Source organism: Candidatus Binatia bacterium, from assembly GCA_035631035.1.
Classification (GTDB): Bacteria; Eisenbacteria; RBG-16-71-46; order SZUA-252; family SZUA-252; genus DASQJL01.
The window spans coordinates 82,061-102,946 of record DASQJL010000011.1 but is presented as its reverse complement, the minus strand read 5'-3'; the positions used below and the strand labels follow the sequence as shown (position 1 = coordinate 102,946).

General features: G+C 67.7%; 17 protein-coding genes. 9 read left to right on the top strand and 8 right to left on the bottom strand.

Annotated features, from left to right (window positions below):
- Positions 1-103: 103 nt before the first annotated feature.
- Genes VE326_01245 through VE326_01235 form a run of 3 tightly spaced genes read left to right on the top strand, consistent with a single transcriptional unit; the run spans position 104 to position 2,972 of the window.
- Positions 104-637: a hypothetical protein gene (locus tag VE326_01245; protein ID HYJ31821.1), complete on the top strand. Its 534-nt coding sequence runs from the start codon at positions 104-106 to the stop codon at positions 635-637.
- Positions 634-2,331 carry a PA domain-containing protein gene (locus VE326_01240; GenBank protein ID HYJ31820.1) on the top strand — a complete coding sequence of 566 codons (1,698 nt, stop codon included), beginning with the start codon at positions 634-636 and terminating at the stop codon, positions 2,329-2,331. Before VE326_01245 ends, VE326_01240 begins: the two co-directional genes overlap by 4 nt.
- On the top strand, positions 2,328-2,972 hold the full coding sequence (locus tag VE326_01235) for a macro domain-containing protein (protein HYJ31819.1): 645 nt from the start codon (positions 2,328-2,330) through the stop codon (positions 2,970-2,972). The genes VE326_01240 and VE326_01235 overlap by 4 nt, the downstream gene beginning before the upstream one ends.
- A gap of 16 nt (positions 2,973-2,988) precedes the next feature.
- On the opposite strand, the gene VE326_01230 is transcribed toward VE326_01235, so the two are convergent.
- From VE326_01230 to VE326_01220, 3 genes are all read right to left on the bottom strand, one after another.
- Positions 2,989-3,459 carry a nuclear transport factor 2 family protein gene (locus VE326_01230; protein ID HYJ31818.1) on the bottom strand — a complete coding sequence of 157 codons (471 nt, stop codon included), beginning with the start codon at positions 3,457-3,459 and terminating at the stop codon, positions 2,989-2,991.
- A 111-nt stretch (positions 3,460-3,570) separates the two neighbouring features.
- Positions 3,571-6,096 carry a protein kinase gene (locus VE326_01225; GenBank protein HYJ31817.1) on the bottom strand — a complete coding sequence of 842 codons (2,526 nt, stop codon included), beginning with the start codon at positions 6,094-6,096 and terminating at the stop codon, positions 3,571-3,573.
- Positions 6,086-6,703: an RNA polymerase sigma factor gene (locus tag VE326_01220; protein HYJ31816.1), complete on the bottom strand. Its 618-nt coding sequence runs from the start codon at positions 6,701-6,703 to the stop codon at positions 6,086-6,088. The genes VE326_01225 and VE326_01220 overlap by 11 nt, the downstream gene beginning before the upstream one ends.
- A gap of 91 nt (positions 6,704-6,794) precedes the next feature.
- Between VE326_01220 and VE326_01215 the strand changes: the two genes are divergently transcribed.
- Positions 6,795-7,403: a chalcone isomerase family protein gene (locus VE326_01215; GenBank protein ID HYJ31815.1), complete on the top strand. Its 609-nt coding sequence runs from the start codon at positions 6,795-6,797 to the stop codon at positions 7,401-7,403.
- A 25-nt stretch (positions 7,404-7,428) separates the two neighbouring features.
- Here the strand turns inward: VE326_01215 and VE326_01210 are convergent, their stop codons facing one another.
- Positions 7,429-8,397, bottom strand: a complete 969-nt coding sequence (locus tag VE326_01210; protein ID HYJ31814.1) for a hypothetical protein — start codon at positions 8,395-8,397, stop codon at positions 7,429-7,431.
- A 170-nt stretch (positions 8,398-8,567) separates the two neighbouring features.
- Here VE326_01210 and VE326_01205 point away from each other — a divergent pair, with 170 nt between their 5' ends.
- Both VE326_01205 and VE326_01200 read left to right on the top strand, forming a co-directional pair.
- Positions 8,568-8,837, top strand: coding sequence for a hypothetical protein (locus VE326_01205; protein ID HYJ31813.1), 270 nt, complete (start codon positions 8,568-8,570; stop codon positions 8,835-8,837).
- Complete coding sequence (locus VE326_01200) at positions 8,798-9,652, top strand: hypothetical protein (protein ID HYJ31812.1); 855 nt, start codon at positions 8,798-8,800, stop codon at positions 9,650-9,652. The genes VE326_01205 and VE326_01200 overlap by 40 nt, the downstream gene beginning before the upstream one ends.
- Positions 9,653-9,798: 146 nt before the next feature.
- Here VE326_01200 and groL read toward each other — a convergent pair whose 3' ends face one another.
- Positions 9,799-11,442: a chaperonin GroEL gene (gene groL / locus VE326_01195; protein ID HYJ31811.1), complete on the bottom strand. Its 1,644-nt coding sequence runs from the start codon at positions 11,440-11,442 to the stop codon at positions 9,799-9,801.
- Between the two features lie 33 nt (positions 11,443-11,475).
- On the bottom strand, positions 11,476-11,772 hold the full coding sequence (groES, locus tag VE326_01190; protein ID HYJ31810.1) for a co-chaperone GroES: 297 nt from the start codon (positions 11,770-11,772) through the stop codon (positions 11,476-11,478).
- Between the two features lie 346 nt (positions 11,773-12,118).
- On the opposite strand from groES, the gene VE326_01185 reads away from it, so the two are divergent.
- The gene (locus VE326_01185; GenBank protein ID HYJ31809.1) at positions 12,119-12,268 is read left to right on the top strand and encodes a hypothetical protein; all 150 of its coding nucleotides are present in this window, start codon (positions 12,119-12,121) and stop codon (positions 12,266-12,268) included.
- A gap of 37 nt (positions 12,269-12,305) precedes the next feature.
- Positions 12,306-14,651: a glycosyltransferase family 39 protein gene (locus VE326_01180; protein HYJ31808.1), complete on the top strand. Its 2,346-nt coding sequence runs from the start codon at positions 12,306-12,308 to the stop codon at positions 14,649-14,651.
- Here the strand turns inward: VE326_01180 and VE326_01175 are convergent.
- Entirely contained in the window at positions 14,617-15,438 is an 822-nt protein-coding gene (locus tag VE326_01175; GenBank protein HYJ31807.1) for a hypothetical protein, read from the bottom strand. The genes VE326_01180 and VE326_01175 overlap by 35 nt on opposite strands.
- A gap of 2 nt (positions 15,439-15,440) precedes the next feature.
- Positions 15,441-16,832, bottom strand: coding sequence for a sigma-54 dependent transcriptional regulator (locus VE326_01170; protein HYJ31806.1), 1,392 nt, complete (start codon positions 16,830-16,832; stop codon positions 15,441-15,443).
- Between the two features lie 907 nt (positions 16,833-17,739).
- Between VE326_01170 and VE326_01165 the strand changes: the two genes are divergently transcribed.
- Positions 17,740-20,883 carry a putative Ig domain-containing protein gene (locus tag VE326_01165; protein HYJ31805.1) on the top strand — a complete coding sequence of 1,048 codons (3,144 nt, stop codon included), beginning with the start codon at positions 17,740-17,742 and terminating at the stop codon, positions 20,881-20,883.
- Positions 20,884-20,886: the final 3 nt, after the last annotated feature.

The following is a 20,886-nucleotide window of genomic DNA, read 5'->3' as shown; positions in this document are numbered from 1 at the left end:
GTAGCCCTGTGATGCGGTAGAATAGAGGCTCCCACGACGTCCGGCCGCATCCCTGTTTTCCGCTCCCGAGCCGGGGCCGTCGCGTGGCGTCGAGGAGGTCCGCATGCAACGCTCCCCATCTCCCCGCGTTCCCCGGATCGTGGCTTCCGCCGTCGCCGTCGCGATGGCACTCGCAGGTCCGCTCGCGCTCACCGGCCTCGTGGCGCCTCCCGCGTCCGCCGCTCCCTCGTGCGATGCCGGCGCCGCCCGTCGCAGCGCCTGGACCTTCTCCTGGAGACCCGGATGGCTGCCGGGCGATCCCGTACCCGCCGAGGGTGCGAACCTGCTCGCCCCGCCGCTCCCGGGGATCTGGATCGCCCTCGATCCGGTGACGCGGCGTCCCACGAGGCCGACGGCGGAGCAGCGGCGCGCGGCCCAAGCGGCGCTCGCGCCGGCGGCGCCGGAGATGGACGAGACCCTTCCGGTCGAGCGGATCCCGGGAGGCGGCGAGATGATCCACCTGAACGGACGGCACATGGTATTCGAGGTCGCCCGGCGCGACGCATCGGGACGGTTCCGGACCAGCTGCGCGTCCGATTCCGCCACGGCAACGCGGGTGCTCTCGACGCCGGTTTCGGCAGCGCGGGAGGCGAAATGACCCGCACCGGGCGCCTGTCGATCCTCGGCGCGGCGGCCGCCGCGATCCTCCTCCTGGGCGCACCGCTCGCCGAGGCCGGATCCTTCGTCCTGATCAACCTCGATGGGGCGGGCGAGGGCTTCAACGATCCGACTCCCGCCGCGCCGATTGGTGGAAACCCGGGGACGACCCTGGGCCAGCAGCGGCTCAACGTGTTCCAGACCGCGGGGAAGATCTGGGGCGCGTACCTCCCCGACAACGTGACGATCCGCGTGGAAGCCCGCTTCGACCCCCTCACCCCTTGCGACTCGGTCAGCGGCGTCCTGGGCAGCGCGGGAGCGGTCACGCTGGCGAGCGATTTCGCCGGGGCGCCTCTGGCGAACACCTGGTACCCGATCGCGCTCGCGAACAAGCTGGCGGGAACCGACCTCGCCACCACCCTGAGCGACATCACCGCGCACTTCAATTCCAGCGTCGACAACTCGACCTGCCTCGGCAATTCCGGCTGGTACTACGGCTATGACCATAACGAGGGGAACGACATCGATCTCCTCGCCGTGGTGCTGCACGAGCTGAGCCATGGACTGGGATTCCAGACCTTCACGAATCTCTCGACCGGCGGATTCCAGAACGGCAAGCCGGACGTCTACACGCGCCACCTCTTCGACCGGACCCTGAACGAGCACTGGGACCAGATGACCAGCAACCAGCGCTCGAATTCGGCGCTCAACACCGGGAACCTCGTCTGGGACGGCTCCTTCGTGACCAACGCGGCCCACCTGTTCCTGGGGCCGGCGGCCATCGTGCGGATCGACTCGCCGGCCGCGATCGCCGGAGAGAAGGATTACGGAACCGCCGATTTCGGCTCCCCGCCTCCCAACCCGCCCCTCCAGGGTCAGGTCGTGCTGGTGAACGACGGGGTGGGCACGACGAGCGACGCCTGCGAGCCGATCGTGAACGGGGCGCAGATCGCCGGGAAGATCGCGCTGATCGATCGCGGGACGTGCACCTTCGTGTCCAAGGCCGCGGCGGCGCAGGCGGCCGGCGCGATCGCCGTCATCATCGGCAACAACGTGGCCGGAGCGCCCCCCGGGATGACCGGGTCGGATCCGAGCGTCACGATTCCCGTCGTGAGCATCACGCAGGCCGATGCGACCGCGATCAAGGGACAGCTCGGGGTCGGCGTCATCGCGACCATCGGCGTCGACGCCGCCCACCTCGCGGGCACCGACACGCAGGGGAGGGTGAAGCTCTACGCGCCGAACCCGCTCGAGTCGGGATCGTCGGTGTCGCACTTCGACGTCTCGGCGACGCCGGACCTTCTCGAGGAACCCTTCATCAACTCCGGCCTCACCGACAGCCCCGACCTGAACCAGTACCTGTTCGCGGACATCGGATGGTGGACCGGCGCCGCGGCGGTCGCGACGACCCAGGCGAGCGGCGCCCCGCGCGCGTTCAGCGCTCCCAATCCGTTCTCGACGGGGACGGCCATCCGCTTCGCGCTCGCGCACTCCGGAAAGGCGGAGGTCCTGGTGTTCGACGCGCGCGGCTCGCTGGTGAAGCGCCTCCCCTCCTCCTGGCGCCCCGCGGGCGCGCAGCGGGTGGAGTGGGACGGCACCGACGCGAACGGCGGCCGCGCGCCGGCCGGCGTCTACTACTGGCGCGTCACATCGGACGAAGCCCCGCAGTCGGGGAGAGTGGTCCGGATTCCGTGAGCGATGGTTTGGGCTTCGAGCTGGTCCTCGTGGATCCCAAGCCCGAGTTGTGCGCAGCCTGGGAAGAAGCGTTTCGGGGAAGATCCGAGGTCCATGTGGTCTGCGGGCGCTTCGAAGGGCTCTCCGCATTCGACTGCATGGTGTCCGCGGCCAATTCGTTCGGGTTGATGGATGGCGGCGTGGACGCCGCCATCACGCGGTTCTTCGGGCAGGACCTCATGGAGCGCGTCCAGTGCCGGATCCTGGACGAATACCTCGGAGAGCAGCCGGTCGGGACCTCCATGATCGTGGAAACGGGGCATCCGCAACACCCGTACCTGGCCCACACGCCCACGATGCGGACCCCGATGACCATCGCGCGAACCGATAACGTCTACCGTGCGATGAGCTCCATGCTCCTTGCGGTCCGCCGCCACAACGGAAGTGGAGCGCGCCCGATCGGGATCGTGGCCTGCCCCGGCCTGGGCACGAGAACCGGGCGCGTCCCGCTCCCCGAGGCCGCGCGACAGATGTCGATCGCCTACCGGAACCTCCTGGAGCCTCCCCGATCGATCACGTGGTCCTTCGCGCTGGGGCGTCAGGAACAGGTTCGCTACGGCGGCGACCTCGGTTACCTGCTTCGGTCCGAGTCCGAAGCCTGACCTGTAATTCCTCCCGTCAGGGCTTGGTTTCCGGCTCGCACACCGGGCAGCCCTTGTCGAACACGACGCGCCACTTGCCGTCGGGTTCGAGCCGCCAGATCGTGCTGAAGGTGCCGATCACGGTGCCTTTGGGATCCTTCACCGGGCCGCTCGACAGCGCGAGCTTGCCCGACTTCAAGACTTCGATCGTCTCCGGATCCCAGGAAAAGGGGGCTTCCGGGCCATCGAAGAACTTCGTCCAGGCCTCCACCACCGCTTTGCGTCCCCGGATCGCGCCGTTCCGCCCGAAGAACACGCCCTCCACGGCGATATAGCCGCCGAAGGACTTGAGATCTCGGTCCGCCATCGTCTTTGCGAATGCGCGCTCCGCGGCGCGCACCTCGGCCGCGCGGTCTCGGGTCGCGGCGGACGCATGCGATGGTGGCATCGCGAGCGCCGCGCCGAGAACCAGGCAAGCCGCGGCCCAGCCGAACAGGAATCGCTTCATCGTATCCTCCGGTGATCCGGCGCGCTTCGTCGATGGGGGGGAACCCTAGCGTGAGGCCGCGCGCGCCGTCGCGAAAGAAAAAAGAGCGCTCCCGGGGGCGGGAGCCGCCGCTCAGTCGTCGAGGCCCAGCTTCTTCAGGAAGGCGCTCCATCTGGGGTCGGACCGGACGGATCGGAAGTGGGGGCTGGGCTTGATGTGCATGAGGCCGCTGTCGCGGCGCTCGAGCGCGCGCTCCAGCCACGCGAACGCCTCGTCGGCATGGCCGCAGGCTCCGTGGGCCTCGGCCACCTGCAATCCGAACTCCTCGCCGTGCTTGGCGGCGAGCTCGCGGATCGCCTCGAGCGACTCGGCCTCGCGATCCTGGCGACGGTGAACGATCGCGAGCGTGAGGAGGCGATAGACGTCGTCGGGCTCGCGAACCGCCTCCTGGAACGCCTCCTCGCCGCGCCCCTGTTCCATCAGCACCTGCGCCAGGAACGAGCGCGTGCCGTAGCGGTTCGGGGACAGCTCCAGGGCCATCCGGAGCGCGGCTTCCGCCTCGGCCAGCCGGCCCGACTCGTAGTAGACGCATCCCAGGTTGTTCTGCGATGCCGCGCTCAGGGGATCCAGAGCGATGGCGCGGAGGTTCATCCGCACCGCCTCGTCGGAGCGCCCCAGCGCCTGGAGCAGGATCGCCGCGCCGTGGAGCGCGGTGGCGTTGTTGGGATCGCGATCGAGCGCGCGCAGGAAGGAAGCCTCGGCCCGCGCCCAGTCCCGATCGTGCACGAACTGGATCCGCGCCATCCGCGCGTGGGCCGGCGCGAGATCGGGCTCCAGCGTCAGCGCGCGCGCGACCGCCTCGCGTGCCCGCGCGTACCCGTCCTCGTTGGACCGCATGCCGAAGTACGCCTCGTCGGCATGAGCGTTCCCCAGCTCGGCCCATGCGAGCGCGTCGGAGGGATCGCGCTCCACGGCCTCCCGCAGGAGCCCGATGGCGCGCGAGAGATCCTCGGGCGTTTTCCGGTTGGCGAAGAAGCGTCCCTGGAGGTAGAGGCGGTGCGCCTCGGGATCGCGCCCGCGGCCGCGCACCGCGTCGGCCACCTCGGCCCGGATCGCCTCGGGGGCCGCGACCGGCGCGTCGCCGGGCAGGAGTGCGGCGCGCAGCTCCTGGACCACGCACTGGGCGATGTCGTCCTGCACCGCGAAGATGTCGTCGATGCGGCGGTCGAAGGTCTCGGCCCAGAGCTGGTCTCCGTCCGAGGCGCGCACCAGCCGGGCCGAGATCCGCACGCGGTCGCCGGCCTTGCGAACGCTCCCCTCGAGGATCGTCTCCACGCCCAGCTTCCGGGCGATGACCGCCAGGTCCTCGCTCTTCCCCTTGAACTGGAACGCCGACGTGCGCGCCGCCACGTGGAGGCCGCGGATGGTGGAGAGCACGCTGATCATCTCGTCGGCCAGGCCTTCGGAGAAATACTCGTCCGCCTCGTCGCTGCGGTTCAGGAACGGCAGGACCGCGACCGAGGCCCGGCGCGACCGCGACCGCGGCCCCCGCCGCGCCTCGTCCGTGCCCTCGTCCGCGATCGGCTGGAGCAGCGACCGCATGGCCGACGCGGTGAACGGACCCGGGCGCTCGGGACCCGCGTTCATCGCGCGCTCGATCGCGGCGATCAGTCCGGCGGGAGCGTCGGGGCGCTCGCTGGAGAGCGGCCGCGCGGGTCCGCGCAGCGCCTCCTGCCGCAGCTCTTCCAGGGTCCGCGCGTGGAACGGCGGATGACCGGTCAGCGCCCAGCGGAGCGTCACCCCCAGCGCGTAGAGGTCGGTCCGCGGCGTCGGCGGGCCGCCGTCGAGGAGGTCGGGCGACATGAAGAGTGGCGTCCCCGAGCCCTTCCGCGGCGCGTCAGCGGGAATCAGCCGCCGCCGCCATCCCAGGCCGAAATCGGTGAGCACGACGCGCCCGTCCGATTCGAGCACGACGTTGGCCGGCTTCATGTCGCGATGGACGAGCCCTGCCTGATCGATCGCCTCCAGCGCGGCGCAGAGCTGGGCGCCGATGCGCGCGGTTTCCACGGGAGGCAGCGCTCCCTTGCTCTCGATCTCGCTCGCGAGCGTGCGGCCCCGGAGAAGCTCCATCCACATGCCGGGGCGCCCCTCGAGCTCGGCGATGCCGTACACGGCGACGACGCTGGGGTGGCGCACCCGGGCCAGCGCGCGCGCCTCGCCGAGGAGCGAGGCCGAGGGACTGGCCGCGGCGGAGGCGGGCGGCTCCGGACCGTCCTTGGCGCGCCCCTGGAGGAACTTGACCGCGACCTCCCGATGGAGGGAGGCGTCCCATGCGCGCCACACCTCGCCGGCCGCGCCGGCGCCGATCGGCTCGAGGAGGGTGAAGTGGCCCCAGCGCCCCGGCTCGTCGGCGCCGCCGGTCGGTTCCACCTCCGTTCCCGCCTCGGCTGCGGCATCCGGGGCATGGCCATCGGGCTCGCGCTGGAGCGCGCGGTTGAACGCGGCGATCTTGGCGAGATCCTGAAGCGCGCGGAAGGAGGCGTCGTTCTCGGGCGAGAGCGCGTCCGTGCGCGCGGCGCCCCAATCGATCGGCGCGCCGTCGGAGACCGAGCTGGCCAGCTCGTCCAGGCTGTCGTGCAGCGGATCGTCAGCGTTCATGGCCCATGATGTCGGCGAGTTTGCGCAGGGCGCGCTGGACCGCCATGCGCGCGGCGTCGCGGGTCGCCCGTTCCGTCACGGCCGCGATTTCCTCGTAATCGAAATCGAGCTCGATGCGGAGATGAAGGAGCTGTCGTTCGTCGTCGGTCAGGCGCGCGAGCGCGCCCTCGAAGCGTCGCAGGACATCCGAGCCGATCGCGCTCTCCAGCGGCGAGGGGCTCACGTCGATCAGGTCTTCGGGGACCCCGTCCGGCCCCGGCCGGCGGCGAGCCCAGCGCACCTGATCCTTGATACGGTTGAGCACCGCCTGGCGAACGTAGGCCTGGAACACCCCGGGGCCGCGCACCTCGATCTGATCCAGCCCCTCGATCGCCTTGAGCAGCGTCTCCTGGACCAGGTCCCCCGTGTCGAGGAGCGATCGCGCGTAGCGCGGAAGCCGCCCGCTGGCCCAGCGCTGGAGGCGGGGACGGTAGCGGGCCATGAGCGCGTTCAGAGCGGCCTCATCCCCCTGCTTGGCGCGATGGAGGAGCTCGCCCGTGATGAGGAGCTCGGGCGCGGGAGAGCCGGGCGGCGGCGACTCAGGGCTGGGAAAGGCGGACGTCTCCATGATGGGCTGGGCTCGGTTGATTATCCGGCAAAGCGATCAAATCGAGCAAGCGGGCCGGAGTTGGGCCCCGAAACGTGTACTCTTGAAGGCTATGGCCATCCGAAATTCTGCAGTCGCGGTCAGGGTTCTGGAGCCGCGAGGCCGGGGACTCCTCCTGGTGCTCGCCGCCCTGGCCCTCCTGTACGCGCCGCCGGCACGGGCGCGCGTCGTCGCCGGGGTCGAGATGCCGGACACGTTCCGGGTCGGAGAGCAGCTCCTCCGCCTCAACGGCACCGCCCTCTATTCGAAATTCGGGATTCGAATCCTGGCGGCCGGTCTATGGCTGGAACAACCCGAAAACGATGCTTCGAAAATCCTGAGCGCAGACCTTCCGCGGAGGTACGTGACGCACTTCTTCCGGCGCGTCAGCGCGAAGCGCGTGCGCACGGAGTGGTTCAAGAGTCTCGAACAGAACACGCCGGACGCGGGACCCGAGGTGAAGGCGCAATTCCAGACGCTCGCCGGGTGGATTCACGACTTCGTGCCCGGTGACGAGATCACGCTCGTCTATCTTCCCGGCCACGGCTCCGACGTCGAGATCGGAGGGGTGCTCCTCGGAACGATCCCGGGGAAGGCCTTCGCCGACGCCTACTTCGCCTGCGCGCTCGGTCCCAAGCCTCGCCTGGGACGGCCCTTCCGAAAACACCTTCTCGGCCTCTGACCCACCCGCCCGCGCTCCGCGGGAATCAGCGCTCGATGGACGAGGCGAGCGCCGTGCCGTTCCACGTGAAGAGCTCGCGCTGGCCGCCGGAGTGAACAGCGCGGATCGCGTCGTACGAGAGCACCGCTTCTCCGGATGGCCCCATGACGCGGCTGCCTTTCGGGACCAGCTCGAGGTAGAGCCCCGGCTCGCCTGCCCGCGCCGGTTCCTTGCCGAGCACGACGACCTGCCCCGCCCGATTCCAGTCCAGGACGCAGATCGCCTCGGCGTCCGGTCCGGCCGTTCCGAACAGGGCGACGTCGTAGACGCCGTCTCCGTCGAAATCGCCGATCACGGCCGATGGGGTCTGATCGTGGCGGTAGCGGTACGCGGCGCGCACCGGCTCCGAATAGTCGCGATCCGGCGCTTTGCGGAACAGGGGCGTCAGCCGGGCCAGGCGGCCCGCCGAATCCGGCGGCGCGACGTCGTACGCGCCGTACCCCTCCGAGACGAGGCGCGGCGGGCGCAACGCGCGGGAATAGATCCGGGGCGTCTTGTCGGCATCGCGGCCGGCGCGCACGAAGCGCTGGACCGCGGCATCGGCGTGACCGGTTCCCGGACGCGCCGGGTAGAGGAGCAGCGTGTCGCGGCCCTGCAGGGCCGCCGTGTACGCGTCATAGCGCGGCTCCCATCCCGTGATCGTGAGGGACGCGAACGCGGCGCCGCCAGCGACGGGGCGATTGGGATCGGTCCGAAGCCGGCCCGCGCAGCGGGAATAGGCGCTGGCCGAGTCCTGTTCGATCAACGTGTAGGAGCCGTTGGACCCGATGGTCAGCCGCAGGCCGTATCCGGAGGAACGAGGGGTCTGCCCGGCTCCCTGGGCGCGATAGCTAGCGTCCCAGATCCAGGTGCCCTGGAGATCGAGAGCGGTGCGGCTCGCCCCGCTCGCGAGGCAAGGCGCCAGCAAGAACACGAGTGCCGCCACCGCGAGCAGGGCGGGCATCGAATGTCGCATTGGGACCTCGGAAATGCCCGGCTCTTGGGAGTGTTGCTCTCACCGTAGCCCCGCCGGGGAGGCGGGCCAAGGGTACCTTTGGCCCCTGGACACACCGGAAAGGCCGGATCCCGACCCGCGCCGAAGCTTCTCTGTTGATCGGGGATAGATCCCGACCCATCCTGGCGGAAATGAACGTCCGGCCGGCGGCACTCCTCCTTCTCACGTGCACGACGCTCCTCGCCGCGCTCGCCGGATGCGGCGGCGACAAGAAGAGCCTCTTCCGGCCGCCCGCCGCCACACGAACCTACTTCATGGGATTCTCGTCCTTTCCCCCCAAGCCCAGCGTCCAGTCCATCGTCGAGACGATCGATGCGTTCGCCCCGCATTCCGACGCCGCGCTCATCGTGACCGAGCCCCCGTGGGATCGCTCCTGGCGGGCCGGTCGCCCGATTCGCTGATCCGCAGCAACCAGCTCGGATTGGCGAACTGCTTCCGATCGAAAGGACTGACGCGGATCGTGGTGAGCGTCGACCCCACGAACGGCCTCGATCGCGCGAGCGACTCGGCGCCGCTCCAGGCCGCCGGGCGTTCGCTGACCGAGCCCGCGATCCAGGCGCTCTTCCGCGCCTACGTGGTCGCGATGGACACCCTGATTCACCCGCAGTACCTGAGCGTGGCGTCGGAGACCAACCTGATCCGCGCCGCGGCGCCAGCTCCCCTCTATCAAGCGGTGAAGCAGGTGGCGAACGACGCGTACACGGATCTCCGCGCGCACGATGCGACCGTGAAGCTCTTCACGACCGTGCAGGTGGAGACCGCATGGGGACGTCTGGGTGGAACCGGACCGTACGTAGGCATCGCGACCGACCGAAGCGACTTTCCCTTCGCCCAGGCGATCGGCCTCTCATCCTATCCCTACCTCGGCGGATTCACCGACCCCGACAGCATCCCGCTCGACTACTACGCGCGCATCGCGTCCGGAACGGGACTGCCGGAGATGGTGATCGAGGGAGGCTGGTCTTCCGACTCCACGATCTCCGCGAACTGGACCGTGGCCAAGCAGAAGCGCTACATCGAGCGGGAGTCGAGCCTGCTCGATCAGGCGGGAGCGATCGGCTGGTTCCAGATCACCTTCGCCGACCTCGACGCAGCGGCGCTCGGCCTGCCCCCCAGCGCCGCGCCGTTCACGTCGCTGGGATTGGTCGACGTGAACCTGGCGGCCAAGCCCGCGCTCGGCGCCTGGAACGGCGTGCTGGCTCGATTGAGAAAGTAAGTACCGGATCCGCAAGCAAAAGGCGGGCTCCCCTTGCGGAGAGCCCGCCCCTATAGACACCCCCACAGGCGCCCCCACGAGCGCGCCCTGGCGAGGCGAGAGACGACCGCGTTCACCGCCGCGGCCGGCTACGCCCGGAGGTCCGCCTAGTACATGTCGTCGTAGCCGCCGCCGCCGCCCGGAGGCATGCCGGCGCCGGCCTTGTTGCCCTTCTTCTCGGGGATCTCGGTCACGAGGGCCTCGGTCGTGAGGAGCAGACCGGCGACCGACGACGCGTTCTGCAGCGCCGAGCGCGTCACCTTGGTCGGATCCACGACGCCCGCCTCGAAGAGATCCTCGTACTTCTCGGTCGCCGCGTTGAAGCCGACGGCCTTCTTCTCGCCCTTCACCTTCTCGACGATGATCGAGCCCTCGAGCCCCGCGTTGTTCACGATCTGGCGGAGCGGCTCTTCCATGGCGCGACGGACGATGTTGACGCCGATCAGCTCGTCGCCCGTGAGCTCCATCTTGTCGAGCGCCGGGATGCAGCGAATCATGGCGACGCCGCCGCCCGGCACGATGCCCTCTTCCACCGCGGCGCGGGTCGCGTGCAGCGCGTCCTCGACGCGGGCCTTCTTCTCCTTCATCTCGGTCTCGGTCGCGGCGCCGACGTTGATCACCGCCACACCGCCCGCGAGCTTGGCCAGCCGCTCCTGAAGCTTCTCGCGATCGTAGTCCGAGGTGGTGTCTTCGATCTGACGCTTGATGAGCGCGATCCGCCCCTGGATGTCGCTCGCCTTGCCCGCGCCCTCGACGATGGTCGTGTTCTCCTTGTCCACCGTGATGCGCTTGGCGCGGCCGCAATCCTCGAGCTTCACGTTCTCCAGCTTGATGCCGAGATCCTCGCTGATCAGCTTGCCGCCCGTGAGGATCGCGATGTCCTCGAGCATGGCCTTCCGGCGGTCTCCGAAGCCCGGCGCCTTCACCGCGCAGGCCGACAGCGTGCCGCGCAGCTTGTTCACGACCAGGGTCGCGAGCGCCTCACCCTCGACGTCCTCGGCGATCACGAGGAAGGGCTTCCCCTTCTGCGCGACTTTCTCGAGCACCGGGAGCAGGTCCTTCATGTTCGAGAGCTTCTTCTCGTAGATCAGGACGTAGGCGTCCTCGAGGACCGACTCCATCCCTTCCTTGTCGGTCACGAAGTACGGCGAGATGTAGCCCTTGTCGAACTGCATCCCCTCGACGACTTCGAGGGTGGTGTCCATCGACTTGGCTTCCTCGACCGTGATCGTGCCGTCCTTGCCGACCTTCTCCATCGCCTCGGCGATGATCTTGCCGATCTCTTCGTCGCCGTTGGCGGAGATGGTCGCGACCTGCATGATCTCCTTAGGGTCCTTGACCGGCTTGGAGATCTTCTTCAGCTCGTCCACGACGATCTTGACCGCGCGATCGATGCCGCGCTTGATGCCCATCGGGTTCGAGCCGGCCGTCACGTTGCGGAGGCCTTCCCGGAAGATCGACTCGGCGAGCACCGTCGCCGTCGTCGTGCCGTCGCCCGCGACCTCGGAGGTCTTCGTGGCGACCTCGCGCACCATCTGCGCGCCCATGTTCTCGTAACGGTCCTCGAGCTCGATCTCCTTCGCCACCGTCACGCCGTCCTTGGTGATCGTCGGCGATCCCCACTTCTTGTCGAGCACGACGTTCCGGCCGCGCGGACCGAGCGTCACCTTGACCGCCTTCGCCAGCGTCTGAACGCCGGAGAGGATGGCCTGGCGGGCCTTCTCGTCGAAGAGAATTTCCTTAGCAGCCATTCTGGATCACTCCTTTATTTGAGGCCCTCGCCCTTACTTCGATTCGGCGACGATCGCGAGAACTTCCTCCTCGCGCATGATGAGGTAATCGGTCCCGTCGATCTTCACTTCGGTGCCCGAGTACTTGCCCATGAGGATCTTGTCGCCCTTCTTGACGTCCAGGGCCACGCGCTTCCCCTCTTCGGTCATGCGGCCCGGTCCCACCGCGACGACCTCGCCCTGCTGCGGCTTTTCCTTGGCGGTGTCCGGGATGATGATGCCCCCGCGCTTCATTTCGGGCTCCTCCAGACGGCGGACGAGGATCCGATCCGCAAGCGGCTTCACGTTCATGAGTGTGACTCCTTCTTGGTCCCGTTTGGGAGTTTCTGATTGTGACAAATGGGCAGCCTGGGAGGCTGCGCCCCGACGACTGACTTAGATAGCGCAAGCGGCGTGCCTGGTTTTGGCGCAGCTGTCGCGGCGAAGCCGCAGCCATCTGCAAACAAATAGCTTACATGGACGCACCCAGGCCACGCGAGGGAAGACCTGCTCGCCTTCGGCGAGCGATGACTGTCCAAATGGCAGCGGCTCCCAACGACGCGCTTCGGGGTTTTGACTGGAGAAGCTACGATGCTGAAAGGGGTTCCGCACTCGGACCCCGGGGGTGGACCGCGGGCAGGCGCGGAAGGAGCGTGTCATGATCCGGAAACTGAAGACCGGCGAGTACCGGCTCTACTCGCGGAAGATCGATCCCAGGACCAAGAAGCGCAAGAATCTGGGCACCTTCAAGTCGCGGGAGGCAGCGGAAAAGCATGAGCGGGAAGTCCAGTACTTCAAGCAACACTGACTCCCGTTGACGGCGTTCGAGCGGCGGGCGGGGTAGCGTGGCCCGACCTGCCTCCAAACGGTCCGGACCCCGCCGCGCCGCGGCCTCCCACGAGGCGCGGCGCGGGCCGGCGCCGCGTCCCGCGCCGCGCAAGCCCCGAGCCCCTCTCGACCGCTGGCTGATCGCGATCCTCTGCCTGGCGGCGCTGCTCCGCCTGTGGGGCATCCAGGACCGGCTGCCCGACCCCACCATCGGGATCAACGTCCTCGAGGACAGCGCCGTCGAGGAAACCGACCGCACGACGATGGGCCGGGCCTGGGCCATGTGGCGCGGTGGCGTGGACCGGCTCGACCTGAACCCCCACACCGGCGGATGGCCCGCGCTCTCGTTCTACACCACGCTCGCGACCCAGGAGATCTACAAGGGCTACTACGGGGTGACCCATCCGGGTTCGAGCGCCAGCCAGTTCTCGGACTACGTGGTGGGCGGCTACGGCGCGCGCGACCTCTTCATCCTGGCGCGCCTCCTCGGCGCCCTGGTCGGCGTCCTCACGGTGGCGCTCACCTATCGCCTCGGCATGCTCGTCGGCGGCCGCTTCCTCGCCATCGGGTCGGGGCTCCTCCTGGCCGTGAACCTGCCCCACATCCTGGTCTCGCAGCACGTGAGCGATCCGAACCTGCTCGGGCTCCTCTTCGTGCTGCTCGCCTGCTTTCCGATGGTGCGGATCGCGCGCGGGAAGGGAAGGACGCGCGACTCGATCCTGGCGGGGGCCATGATCGGCCTGGCGGGGGCGAGCAAGTACGTCCCCCTCGTCGTCGGGCTTCCCTATCTCTTCGCCCATCCGCGCGGGCTGAAGAACCGGGCCCTGTGGCTCGGGATCGCGGCGGCCGCCGTCGCCCTCTTCATCGCGACCCCCTACACGCTCCTCGATTGGAAGACCACGCTCCGCGACCTCGATCGCCAGAAAGCGAGCCTCTTCTCGAGCTGGGTCGGCCAGTCCACCTTTCCGATCTCGCTTCCGACCTACCTGATCGCCTCGCTGCCGCACGCGCTGGGGTGGCCGGCCTATCTCCTGGCGATCGCGGGCTCCGTCGTCCTCTGGAGGCGCGGCCGCGCCGAGCGCGTCCTGGTCGGCACGGCGGGCGTGCTGATTCTCGTAAACGGGATGCTGAAGGCGGCGCAGGAGCGCTACATCCTCGTCGCGATGCCGATCCTCGTGCTGGCGGCGGCGGCGGGATTCGAATGGGCGCTGGCCCGGTTTCGCTCCGGCGCGGGCGCCCGCCTCAAGGGACGCCGGGCGCTGGCCGTTCCCGCGCTGGTCGCCGCACTCGCGGCCGCGTGGCCGCTCCCCGAGCTGGCCCAGATCCGTTCCACGCTCCGGCTTCCCGACACGCGCCACGTCGCGCGGAAGTGGATCCAGGCGAACCTTCCAACGGACGCGCCCGCGGTGGTCGAGCTGTACGGCCCTGTGTTCGGCGAGCCCGAGCGGGTGTTCCTGATCTGGCCCTTCTTCGCGACCCAGGCCCCTCTGGTGCGACCGGCCTACCACCCGGAGTTCCTCGACGGCATCCGCTACTACATCCAGTCGACCGGCATCTCGGGCCGCTTCGAGAGCGATTCCGCGAACTATCCCGTCGAGGTCGCCTTCTACCGCTGGCTCCGCGAGCATGGCCGGCTGGTCTGGAGCACGCGCAACGAGAAGGCGTCGGGCCCGGAGATCGAAGTGCGCGCGCTGCCGGGACCCCTCAGCACGGCGGCTCAGCGCGAGAGCCTCTTCGCCGCGCTGATGCCCCGCCCCAACCACACGACGAGGCTCGCGCTCTGGTGCGCGGACATGTCGGCCCTCTTCGGAAAGCTGAACCAGCCCGACCGCGCCGAGGAGTGGGCGCACCGCGGGCTTCTCGTGGATTCGAGGAACATGAACGGCCAGCTCCAGATCGGGCTGGCCATCGCGCTGCTCGGGAAGGGGAACGCGGCCGGCGCCGAGGCCGCCGCGCGCGCGGGACTGGCGCTATTGCCGCGGAGCGCTTCGGGGCACTTCTACCGCGGGCTCGCGCTGCGCGAGCTGGGGCGGAAGGAAGAGGCGCTGCCGGAGCTGAACGCAGCGCTGGAGATGACCGGAGACAACCGGATCCGCCTCAACGTGGCGCAGATCCTGGCCGAGCTGGGTCGGTTCGACGAGGCGGCGTCCCAGTTCGAGGCCGTGCCGCAAGGCGTGCCCGAGCGCGGCCTCGCGCGACGCGACCTGGCGGTGCTCTACATCAACAAGCTCCACCGGCCCGCCGACGGGATCGCCGCGATGCAGGAAGCGGCCTCTCTGGAGCCCGATCCCCGCGAGGCGGCGCTGCTCCGCGCCGAGGTCGCGCGGCTCACGGGCGGCGCTCCGCCCCCGCCCAGGCCCTGACCGCCCGGATCGCGGCGCCGATTTCCCCGAGGTCGGCGTTCACGGCATCCGCTCCCGCAGCCGCCGCGCGAGCCAGGTTCGGCCCCGCGGCCACGACGCGGACGTTGAAGCGCCCGAGCGCCCGCGGATCGCGTCCTTCGTGGAAGTCGCCAACGCGCTCGCGGTCGATCGGGTAGTCCACGGCAAGCCATTGGAAACGGCTCGGGCCGTCCTGAACCTGGATGCGGCGCCCATAGTTCCTGCCCTCCACGATGCAGAGGGTATCCAGCGCCGCGGACCCGACCGAACGCTCCAGGGCCGCGCGGAATCCCGAGATCACCACGGTGATGCCACGTGGGTCGGGAGTGGGGGATCCGGAGCTGGCCCAGCGCGCCGCATGAGCGGCCAGCGAACGGACCAGAGCGCGATGGAACGCCGGCTGCTCCTCCTTGAGGTCCAGAACCAGGAAGAACTGAAGCCCGTCGTGCTGAACCGTGGATCCCTCGTCCTGGACTCCGAAGAGCACGGCGAGCGCCTGGTCCAGCGACGGCGCAGCGCCGACGTCGCGCCGGTCGTGCGAGCAGACGACGCTGGAGTCGGCCTCACGCCACCGGAGATCGAGCTCGGCGGCGCTGGCCCCCAGGCGAAGTGCCTCCTCCAGGTCGGAAACCTGAAACCGCCGGTCCCCGCGCGGATGGAACTGCACGACCACGGAGGGATGGGGAAACTCATGGATCGTCGCGGACAGGGCAGGCCGCGCGAGAATGGGCGACCAGGCGAGAGCGATCGCCAGCCAGGCCCCGCGCATGGCTACAAACCGTACTCCTTCACTTTCCGGTACAGCGTCCTGAGCCCGATCCCGAGCGCCGCCGCGGCCTTCTGCTTGTCGTAGCCGACGCTGCGCAGCGTCGCCTCGATGGCGGCGCGCTCGATCTCGGCCATCGACATCCCCACCGTCAGGTTCAGCTCCGGGGCGGTCGAGGTCCGCTGCTGCCGCAGGGCGATCGGGAGGTCGCTCACGTCCAGCGGGCGCTTCCCCTGCGTGAAGAGCACCATCTCCTCGACGGTGTTCTTCAGCTCGCGCACGTTCCCCGGCCAGTCGTACTGCATCATCCGGTCCACGGCGCCGCGGGTCACCCCCGTCACCTTGCGCGCGTGCTCCTTGTTGAACGTCTGGATGAACTCCTCGACCAGGATCGGGATGTCGTCGCGGCGCTCCCGGAGCGGCGGCACCTCCAGCAGCACGACCCGCAGGCGATAGTAGAGGTCTTCGCGGAACTGCCCGCGCGCGACGAGCAGGTCGAGCGGCCGGTTCGCCGCGGCGATCACCCGCGTGTCCACGGTCACCGTCTCCTCGCCCCCCACGCGCTCGAACTGCCGGTCTTGCAGCACGCGCAGGAGCTTCGTCTGGATGTTCATCGGGACCTCGGAGATCTCGTCGATGAACAGCGTCCCTTGGTCGGCCAGCTCGAAGCGCCCACGCCGCTGCTGCTCGGCGCCGGTGAAGGCGCCCCGCTCGTGCCCGAACAGCTCGCTTTCGATGATGTTCTCCGAGAGCTCCGCGCAGTGGAGCTTCACGAAGCGCTCGTCCTTGCGCGGCGAGAGCTGGTGGAGCGCCTTGGCGATCAGCTCCTTCCCGGTCCCGGTCTCCCCCTGGATCAGCACCGTGGCGCGCGTGCCCGCCACCTGAGCGATGCGCGCGTAGAGGTCCTGCATGGCCCGCGAGTTTCCCGTCAGGCTGGGAACGCGCGCCCGCTCCTCCAGCCGCTCGGCCAGGTCGGAGACGCGCCCCACGAGCTGCTGATGGCTGAGGGCGCGGCGGATGACGGCGAGCATCTTGGGCAGGTTCAGGGGGCGGGTCTGGAAATCGTAAGCCCCTTGGCGCATCGCCTCGGTCGCGAGCTCGATCGTGCCCGCGTCGGCGATCAGGATGACGCAGACCTCGGGATTGCGGCGGCGGGCCACCTCCAGGAGACGCATCCCGTCCACCCGCTGCGCGCGCAGCTCGGCGATCACGACTTCCGGACCGGGTGGCGTGGCGCCGGCCTCATCGGGCCCGGGCGCGTCCAGGACATTGAAGGCCTGCTCCCCGTCCTTCACCCACTTCGCGTCGAACCCGTCCGCGTCCAGCGCGGCGGTCAGCGCATGGGTCTCGGCGGAATCCTTGTCGACGATGAGCGCGCGGGGACGATGGAGCGGCACGAAGCCTCCGGTATCTTGGGCAGAAGTCGCGAAACCGCAATAGATTACAGGGGAGAAACAAACGCGTCAAGCGGAGCGCCAACCAGTGGTGGCCAATGCCTGGTCTATCTGCCGTGGGGTTTGGGTGGTAATGCCACTACAGCCGGGATGCCCTCTCCCCAGCGGCGATGCGGAAGCACTCAGGAAGTTAATCTAGAGTTTGCGCCTCCAATGCACCGGTAGACGCAAATCGCGGCGCCGCAGGAGCCGCGAAGTTTCGCGATGGGTTGCGTCTGGCTCTCCGAACGTAACCCTTTTCGAACTCGAGGATTCACGGTCCAGGCGGTCTTGACACGGTGATCCCCCTTCGGCCTGGATCCATATCCCGTCTCGGGAAATCCTCTGTCTCTCCAGGCAGAGGACTTGCGGCAGGAGCGATCCCCAAGTCGCAAGTTCTGTCCTGTCGACTACTCATGAGGGACCTGTGGGACGACTCGCAGCGCGCGTTATGCCGAACCGCATCGCCCTCATATTGCCTTTCCTCATCGTGTGACGAGCGACACGATACCAGCCATCTCCCAGAGACACTTGCGGCAGGAGGCCATATGGATGTTGCGCAATAGCTTGAAGTTCTTTCCAACCGTCAGGCGGGCCCCTAATCTGGCAAGGGAGCCGATATCCATAAGGTCGGCACCCTGTGCCCGTGGAGGCGCTTGGCGATGCTCGGTCCGGCTACGCTCGGGATGTGAGGATGACCATTAGTTCACGCACCTTGGCGGCACTCTTCTGCGCGACTCTCCTGCTCGGTGTCCTAGCGACGGTGGCCTCGCCGTCGAAGGCAGAAGCCGCGTCCTTGAGACCACGCAAGCGCTGTATCAAGCCGGCTCGAGCCAGCATTCCTCCCGGATTCGATCGACGCCGAGTCGAGGTGAAGTTTGAGGACGGGCTAGACCTGGAGAGCCCTGATCCAGGGAGTTCGGCCTGGCAATCCATCCACTCGCTGGGATCGCCCCGGGTTGTGGATGTGCTGAGCAGGATCCGGGGGTTCGGAGGGCGCTGGAGACGTGCATCAACTATCGATCGAGGAATGCTCAGAACACTGAGTTTTCGTGCAGAGCAAGCACTCGGAAAGCAGATTGCCAACCTCTCAAACTACTACATCGTCGAGCTGCCAGCGGGAGCACCGGCCGAGGCGGTTATCGATGCGTTGAACGGACTCCCGGAGGTCGAGCTCGCTCTTGCCGCTCCCCTTCCTGCGCCCGCCCCTTCTGTGCCTGACTTCGCGACGCTACAGGGATATCTATCGCCGGCGCCCGGTGGACAAGACGCCCAATTTGCATGGTCGATCCTCGGGGGCACTGGGGCAGGGGTCTCCATTTGTGACATCGAGGGTGGATGGAACCTCGATCACGAAGACCTTCCGGCGTCCACGATACTCGTTCCTCCGGCCGATTCCCTTGGAACGATTCCAAAGGATGACCACGGAACCGAGGTGCTCGGAACCATGTTCAGTCTCCCCAATGGTTGGGGCACAACCGGGGCATCCTACGGGGCTCGCTGCTTTGTAGCGCCTGTCTACCTCGATTCGGGATACGCCCTGTTCCAGCAGATCCTCTGGGCCGCGACTCAGCTAGAAGCTGGCGACGTGATCCTCATCGAAGCTCAGACCATCGGCCCATACTACCGAGGCGACGGAACCCAGCTCGGATATGTACCCGTCGAGTGGCAGGCGGCCATCTACAACGCGATCCTGGCGGCTGTCGGAAATGGCATCCATGTCATTGAGCCCGCCGGGAACGGCAACCAAGATCTTGACGATCCTGTCTACGCGGCCGGCAATTTCGGCCATGCCCCCTTCCTCCCTGAGAACAATTCGGGAGCCATCATGGTTGGGGCGGGTGTACCTCCAATCGCTCCAGAGCTGGGGCCTGACCGATCCCGGTCGACCTACTCCAACTTCGGATCCCGCCTCGATCTTCAGTCCTGGGGACATCGAGTTGTGACGACTGGAGTAGGTGACCTCTATGCTGCTGAGGGACCGAACCGATCCTACACTGGCTTCTTCGGGGGAACCTCAAGCGCGGCACCCCTCGTCGCATCAGCGGTCGCCTCGATCGAGGGGATCGCCAAGCAACGCGGAGTCACTGCGCCCCCTGCCGTGGTGAGGTCACTACTCATCGCAACCGGCGCTGCCCAGCAAGACGGGTCGAAGCCAGCCCACCAAGAGCCAATCGGCCCGAGACCCGACCTTCGCTCGGCGGTTCTGGGAATGAGTGCTCCGATCGTGTCCTCCCCAGCCGTGATCCGCGCCTTTGTGGGCGATACGATCCGATTCTCTGTTTCGGCCGCGGATCTTGACGGAGAGCCAATCGGCACCCTATCGGCGGGCCCGCTGCCCAACGGGGCCTCCTTTACACCTTCACCCGATCAATCGCATGGTGAGTTCGTGTGGAACGCGGGAGCGGGCCAAGTAGGTTCCTACATCGTCGGCTTCACCGCTACGAACAGTGCACAGGCGAGCGATACAACTTTCATCGCAATTGAATCCGCCCAACGTGGTCCGTTGATCTCTAGCCCTGGAGGGGAGTTTGGCCTGGAGGCGGTGACCATGCGTGTGACAATGCATGCTGCCGACCCCAACGGCGATCCGATCACCAGCTTCGATGCGATGGATCTTCCTGCCGGTGCGGAGTTCCAGGTGGACGCAACCAGGACATCCGGAGTGCTTGTATGGCGCCCCGCCTACGATCAGGCTGGGCAGTACGTCATCGATTTCACGGCCCGATCTACCGGTCAGGATGGGGTAGAGCTCTCGGGCTCCGGCCTCCTCGTGATCACAGTAATGGACAATGATCGCGACCCCGTCGTGCTTGCGCCAAACACGGTTCAAGGCGCAGAGGGTGACTCCCTGTCATTTCTCGTGACGGTCTCTGATCCCGATGGGGATGCGATCGCGGCATTGCGTGCCGAGGGGCTGCCGAGTGGCGCGATGTTCGAGACGAGTCCAACAAACGGCAGCGCCGAATTCCGCTGGGCACCCGGGTTCGATCAAGCAGGCTACTTCTTCGTTAACTTCTTCGCGGAGAACGAGGGCAGTGGAATGGCTGGAACTGCACTCATCGTATCCAACGTGGATCGAGCGCCGACGGTCCTTGCCCCAGAGGAAGTTCAGGGAGTAGAAGGTCAGGAGGTCGCCTTTGACGTATCCGTCACGGAACCAGACGGGGATCCTATCATCGACCTTCGGGGAGAAGACCTACCGACTGGCTCAGCCCTCTCCGTCAACTTGGCTCCGCCGTCCGCACGCTTCGTCTGGACACCCCAACCGGGCCAAGCGGGACGCTATGCTATCAGGCTAGTCACGGTGTCGTCGGCGGGACCCGGCCAGGTCGCCCTTTCCGACACAGCGCTGGTCGGAGTAGATGTTGTGGCCATGGCGCTGAGCGCCCGGGCCTTCTCGAACGCCGTACCACTACGCCTAGGAAGCGGAGCATCTCGTTACTGTATCCGGATCGAACCAGTTGACGGCGGGTTCAATATTGCAGATTTGGATTGGAGCACTTTACGGCTTTCTCGGCCGGCTGGGAGTGGGATCCGGGCACTCGAGTACAATTCGGCACCCCTCGACGCCGACAACAACGGCGTTCTCGATCAGGCGGTGTGCTTTGGGAAGGACGATCTTCGGCAGCTCTTCGCGGATCTCCCTGACGGTCGACAATGGGTGTCAGTGATGGTCGAGGGCCGGCTGACAACGGGCGTGGCGCTCTCCGGCGGCCTGGACATTGACGTAATCCCACAGCGCGACTTCAGAGATGCAGCCATCACCGCAAACCCAAGCATCGCACCTGTCCTCTCATTTCACACGGCCCGCACAGGACGGACCCGCCTCACCGTCTACGATGTGCATGGCCGACTAATAGGTACACCACTCGATGATCCGAATCTCCCGTCTGGGTTTCACGACGTTCCACTTCGGGCCGGCCTCCCGAGGCAACTGCCTACAGGAGTCAAGTATTACAAACTAGAATCTCCCGATGGTACCACCACCGGGAGATTCCTGATCTTGAAGTAGATG